Source organism: Polaribacter sp. IC066 (genome assembly GCF_007997085.1).
Classification (GTDB): domain Bacteria; phylum Bacteroidota; class Bacteroidia; order Flavobacteriales; family Flavobacteriaceae; genus Polaribacter.
Genome location: NZ_VORR01000049.1, coordinates 22,223 through 28,252, shown reverse-complemented (window position 1 = coordinate 28,252; position 6,030 = coordinate 22,223). Strand labels below are relative to the sequence as shown.

The window sequence follows — 6,030 nt, the reverse complement described above, 5'->3', positions numbered from 1 at the left end:
AAAACTGAAAATGGTGCACAGATATATGCAGTTATTAGATCAGTAACAGATACCTGTATTAAGAATGGTCAAAATATTTTCGCTGCTTTTAAAACTATTGCTGTTTTAAAGGCTGAATAGTTACAAATTTTTGGAGATTTCTTCGGTAAAGAGCCTTTAGAAAATCTAGAAAATCTTTTGATTGGCGTAAAGTATGATAAAGAAGAGATTTCAAGAAAACTTACTGGAGTTAAAATAGCGGATTATTTTGGCAACGTGTCTACATCAGAATTTATGGACTTATTATTTAGCACTGATGCATAATAGCTTTAAATTTAATCTCGTATTATCTTCAATATACCTGATATAATGGATGAAAATAAAAATTGTACACGAACTAATTACATCGATTATTGGCGCTAACTTCTAGCTAAATTTGGGAAAGTAAGCAATAATTTATGGCTACATTTGCAAAATAAACTTAAAAATTAATTTCTATATTTATGTCCCAACCGCTTTTTAATCCTTTTCAGGACTTGGTTTTAAACGAACACTTTTGCTTCCTGTCAGGAGATTTGACAACTAAAAATATGAGTGTTTTTCCGGAATGGTTGATGAATCACTTTAAATTTGGTGATGAAAAAATTGAGATGATGGATAAAGCTAAATCTTATAAGTATTCAGATCTTAAATTGCCGTGTACCGCCGAAGTAAAAGAAGCTTTTGATGCGTTGGATGTAAAGGTTGAGGCAGCATATAAAAATGGTTTTGAAGGAATGGCAGCACTCGATGAAGAGTTGCTTTTTCAATGGACAAGTAGAATCGTTTATGGACTTTTATATTATGAAATGCAATATGAGAAAGACAGAACGCTAGCGAAAGGCGAAGAGTTTGTGCTTTCAAGTACGCTTAAAAAACGCTTTGGTTACTTTCATTTAATGCTACAATCGGTCATAAAACCTATTTCTTTTGTTGGAAAAAAACCATGGAGTATTGCTGTATTTCCACTTAAATATACCTCTGATATTTTTAGCTATCGCGATGATCCTATTAATTTAATGTTCTCATTTGGCGTTAATGGCTTTGGCTTTATCGCTTGTTTACAAGATAATGGTGTAATTGGTGAGAAGCAGCAAGAATTACTAGACAAAATGGAAGGGCATGTTTTACATCCTATTCAGTTTGAAGAGTTGTTCGCGAGATTTCATTATTCAGATTATATATTACAATACAGTCCTGATTACAAAATTAAAGACGAAAACAATAGAATTACCATAGAAATTGAAACGGATGGTAAGCAACCTGTGTTCGGTCTTTGGAATAACGATATATTCTCTCAATTACTCTCTAATTATTGGCAGGTTTATGGTATTGAAAAAGAAGAAATTCTTCGATTTCAAAAACCTCCTATAAGTTTTATTGAGAATCCGTATACCAAAGATTTTATCAAACCAGAATCTATTGATTTACCATTTTAACGAAAGTTAGGAATGTATTTTAAGGTTTTAAGCGAATGTTTTGTGTCATTTTTTTAAAACTGTAAAAAAATTATGGATATATAACTTGGTTTAAGTTTACCATCGTTTTAGAAATCTAAAAATTGTATTTGGTAGCAATATCGAGACTACATTTTTTGTTGTTTAGAGAAATAAATAGTAAAATCGAAGCCTATTTTCTTTGAAATTTTGCTATAAAATTCTTTAAGTACATACAATCTGTTCAGATAAGTTGGAGTTTTTTATTTTTTTATTTGAAGTATTCAAAGTAATTAAAAAATAACCAACAGTTTTAGTAGGATCATGTGTAATATTAATCATCAGGACTATAAAATTATTCTGAATGTGGATTTTCAGGAAACGCTTTTTGTACTATTTATATAGGTACTAGTTTTTTTTACTAACTTAAATTTCAGTAAATTTATACAATCAAAAAAAACACTTTTTAGATGTCAGAACTTGAAAATAAGTTAACAACCAATTTTGGTTATCTTTTCGAAGAAGATTTAATTTTAGAAATTGAAGAGTCTGGTGTTGTTAAAGAATTTGTAAAAGACACTGTGATTATAGAAGTTGGTGATTACATAAAATCGATGCCACTTTTATTAACCGGCGCAATTAAAATTCTTCGAGAAGATGAAAATGGAGATGAATTGGTCTTGTATTATTTAGAAAAAGGAGACACCTGTGCCATGACGTTATCTTGCTGCATGGGACAAACAAAAAGTAAAATTAGGGCGGTTGCAGAAACTGATATTGAATTGATCATGTTGCCAAAAGAAAAAATGTCAGATTGGTTAAGTTCTTACAAAAGCTGGCTAGCATTTATTCTGCAAAGCTACCACAATAGAGTAGAAGAACTTTTAGATGCTGTCGATACAATTGCTTTTTTAAAAATGGATGAACGCATTTTTAAGTATTTAAAAGACAAGGCAATGGTAAATCAAAATGACGAGTTAACAACCACACACAAACAAATTTCAGAAGATTTACATACTTCAAGAGTTGTGGTGTCTAGATTGTTGAAAAAGTTAGAAAATGAAGGGAAAATTCAACTTTTTAGAAATAGCATTAAAGTTTTAGAACTGTAACTAAAGTTACTAAAAACAGGTTTTATCTTCGCTACTTTTGTCATAAAAAAGATGAAATATTATATCCTTATTTTAGTTTTTTTAGGTCTTTTTAGTTGTAAAAAAAGTAACGAACCCTCTTACGGTAAAAAGAAAATTACGAAACAAATTCATGCCGGAAAAAAGTTGATGGAGAACAATTGCTATGTATGTCACAATCCCACAACAAGCCATGATGACCGAATAGCACCGCCAATGGTTGCCATTAAAAAACATTATATTTCTAAAGAAATTACAAAGCAAGAATTTATCAGTTCTATGCAAAATTGGATTGAACATCCAACGGAAGAAAACTCAAAAATGCCAGGAGCTATTAAAAAATTTGGTGTCATGCCGAAACAATATTTTTCTAAAGAAACCGTCCAGCAAATTTCTGAATATATGTTTGATTTTGAAATAGCATCGCCAGAATGGTTTGAGAAACATCAGAATGAAGAAAGAGGTAAAGGAAAAGGAGCAGGCAATGGTCAAGGAAAAGGAAAAATGAAAGGTAAAATGATGCAAGAAGCTCGTGTAAATGAGGATACTTTATCGTATTCAGAAAGAGGTTTAAAGTATGCGCTTTCTACAAAAGCAGTTTTAGGAAAAAATCTAATGGGTAAAATTCAAAAAGAAGGAACTTTGGCAGCATTAGCGTTTTGTGAAACAGCGGCGTATCCGCTAACAGATAGCATGGCAGTTGTTCATAAAGCAACTATTAAAAGAGTTTCAGATAAGCCAAGAAATCCTAATAATAAAGCAAATAAAGAAGAGTTGGGCTATATTAAGATTTTTAAAAATAATACCATAAATAATAGCGCATCAGAACCTATTGTGGTAAAAAACGCTACTAATGTAAGTGTTTATTACCCAATTACTACAAACGGAATGTGTTTACAATGTCATGGAAAGCCCAAAGAACAAATATCAGGTAGTACCATAGAGGCGCTTTCAAAGTTATATCCAAATGATTTGGCAGTAGGCTATGACATCAACGAAATTAGAGGTGTTTGGAGTGTTTCATTTAAAAAATAAGAACAGATATGAGCAAATTTGCAGAACTAATTAATCAAGAGAAACCCGTTTTAGTAGACTTTTTTGCAGAATGGTGTGGTCCTTGTAAAATGATGAGTCCTATTTTAAAGGAAGTAAAAGAAGCACTAAAAGAAAAGATAGCAATCATAAAAATAGATGTTGATAAAAACCAATCTTTAGCAGCTAAATATGAAGTAAGAGGTGTGCCTACTTTGGTTTTATATAAAGAGGGTAAACAAGTTTGGCGACAATCTGGAATGGTGCAAAAAAAAGATTTGATAGCAACAATAAACAGTTTTAGTTAGTTTTTAATAGGTTAGTAGATGAGCACTTGAACGTATTTTCAAGTGCTTTTTTTTATGTATAAAATAGATAACTTTGTCTTATGGATTTATCAGCGGATTTTTGGAATAATAAATATAAAAACAACAAAATAGGATGGGATATAGGAGAAGTTTCTCCGCCTTTAAAAGCCTATTTTGATCAGTTAGAGGATAAAGAAGTCAAAATATTAATTCCTGGAGGAGGTAATTCTCATGAGGCAGAATATTTATTTAAAAGTGGGTTCAAAAATGTTTTTGTGGTGGATGTTTCTCTAATTGCTTTAGAAAATATAAAGAAAAGAATTCCAACATTTCCAGGCGCGCAATTAATACATGCTAACTTTTTTGATCTCGAAGCTACTTTTGATTTGGTGATAGAACAAACCTTTTTTTGTGCAATAAATCCCGGTTTAAGACCTGAATATGCCACAAAAATGCAGTCAATTTTAAAACCTAAAGGCAAGTTAGTAGGCCTTTTATTTGATGCGATTTTAAATGATGATCATCCACCTTTTGGTGGAAACAAAAATGAATACTTACAGTATTTTCAACCTCATTTTGAGATCAAAAAAATGGAAGCTTGTTACAATTCGTATCCGAATAGGCAAGGAATGGAATTGTTTGTACAGCTTATTAAAGTTTAAAAAAATATAGCTTGATCTGTAACTTTTGTTACCAGCCAGTTCTGTTGATAAAAGTACCTTTATAGCAAACTACAATTGTTATGGATACAGAGATTTTAGCCAGAATACAGTTCGCTTTTACGATTGCCTTTCATTATATCTATCCTCCTTTAAGTATTGGTATTGGTTTGATAATGATGATTATGGAAGGTTTATATTTAAAAACTGGAAATAAACAATATGAAGTTTTAACCCGTTTTTGGTTAAAAATATTTGCAATTACTTTTGGTATTGGTGTGGCAACAGGTATTATAATGGAGTTTGAGTTCGGTACCAATTGGGCTGTTTATTCTCGCTATGTGGGTGATATTTTTGGCAGTGCTTTAGCTGCCGAAGGTTTGTTTGCTTTTGGTTTAGAAAGTACTTTTTTAGGAGTTTTACTTTTTGGATGGAATCGAGTATCACCCAAAGTTCATTTTTTTTCTACTATTATGGTCTTTTTTGGCTCTATGTTCTCTGCCGTATGGATTGTAGTTGCCAATAGCTGGCAACAAACACCCGCAGGATATCATATTGTGGGAGAGGGTTTTAATGCAAGAGCAGAGGTCACAGACTTTTGGGCTATGGTGTTTAATCCCTCTAGTGTAGATAGAATTATACATGTTTGGCAGGGTGCTTTTTTGGCAGGTACGTTTCTAGTTCTTAGTGTGCATGCTTATTATTTATTAAAAGGTAGGTATATTGAAATCTCAAAAAAGGCGTTCAAAATTTCGCTTGCAGTAGCCACTATTTTTTCTTTAACACAATTATTGTCTGGGCACAGTTCTGCCGATGGCGTGGCAGTAAATCAGCCCGCAAAATTAGCAGCAATGGAGGGGCATTATGAAAAATCTGGGCCTGCAGATTTATATTTATTTGGCTGGGTAGATAATGTTAGCCAAGAAGTAATAGGTCTTGGAATACCTGGGGGATTATCATTTTTAGTACATCAAGATTTTGATGCGCCTATTACAGGTTTAAATGCCTTTCCAGAAAATGAACGTCCTGGACAAGTAAATGCAGTTTTTCAATTTTATCATATTATGATTTCTATTGGTATGTTTTTAATTGCGCTAACATTATACGCTAGCTTTTTATGGTGGCGAGGTACATTATTTGATAAAAAATGGCTGTTAAGAATTTTTGCTTTTTCGGTTCTTTTACCGCAAATAGCAAACCAAGTAGGTTGGTTTGCAGCAGAGATGGGTAGGCAACCATGGATTGTATACGGGCATTTAAGAACCGATGAAGGCTTTTCTCAAGAAGTATCTGCGAATCAAATTCTATTTTCGCTCATATTATTTTTAGTGGTCTATGCGATACTATTCTTATTATTTATTTATTCAGTAAATAAAAAAATAAAACAGGGACCTTATCTTGAAGTTGCAGCCGATAACACATTACCAAAATATTAAATAAAGAATAT

At 32.0% G+C, this 6,030-nt stretch carries 7 protein-coding genes; all 7 read left to right on the top strand.

Annotated features, from left to right (window positions below; translation table 11 throughout):
• The first annotated feature begins 126 nt into the window (after positions 1-126).
• The 7 genes from ES044_RS14620 (at position 127) to ES044_RS14590 (ending at position 6,019) form a co-directional block, all read left to right on the top strand.
• The gene (locus ES044_RS14620) at positions 127-303 is read left to right on the top strand and encodes a lipoate protein ligase C-terminal domain-containing protein (RefSeq protein ID WP_223269225.1); all 177 of its coding nucleotides are present in this window, start codon (positions 127-129) and stop codon (positions 301-303) included.
• Between the two features lie 266 nt (positions 304-569).
• Entirely contained in the window at positions 570-1,457 is an 888-nt protein-coding gene (locus tag ES044_RS14615) for a hypothetical protein (RefSeq protein ID WP_223269224.1), read from the top strand.
• Between the two features lie 467 nt (positions 1,458-1,924).
• A complete protein-coding gene (locus ES044_RS14610) occupies positions 1,925-2,566 on the top strand; it encodes a Crp/Fnr family transcriptional regulator (RefSeq protein ID WP_147120080.1) in 642 nt (213 codons plus the stop codon).
• Positions 2,567-2,617: 51 nt separating this feature from the next.
• Positions 2,618-3,619, top strand: a complete 1,002-nt coding sequence (locus ES044_RS14605; protein ID WP_018943467.1) for a DUF3365 domain-containing protein — start codon at positions 2,618-2,620, stop codon at positions 3,617-3,619.
• Positions 3,620-3,627: 8 nt separating this feature from the next.
• Complete coding sequence (gene trxA / locus ES044_RS14600; RefSeq protein WP_147120081.1) at positions 3,628-3,924, top strand: thioredoxin; 297 nt, start codon at positions 3,628-3,630, stop codon at positions 3,922-3,924.
• Positions 3,925-4,004: 80 nt separating this feature from the next.
• Positions 4,005-4,586 (top strand): methyltransferase domain-containing protein, encoded by a 582-nt coding sequence (locus tag ES044_RS14595; RefSeq protein ID WP_147120082.1) that lies wholly within the window; start codon positions 4,005-4,007, stop codon positions 4,584-4,586.
• 80 nt (positions 4,587-4,666) lie between these two features.
• On the top strand, positions 4,667-6,019 hold the full coding sequence (locus ES044_RS14590) for a cytochrome ubiquinol oxidase subunit I (protein WP_147120083.1): 1,353 nt from the start codon (positions 4,667-4,669) through the stop codon (positions 6,017-6,019).
• Positions 6,020-6,030: the final 11 nt, after the last annotated feature.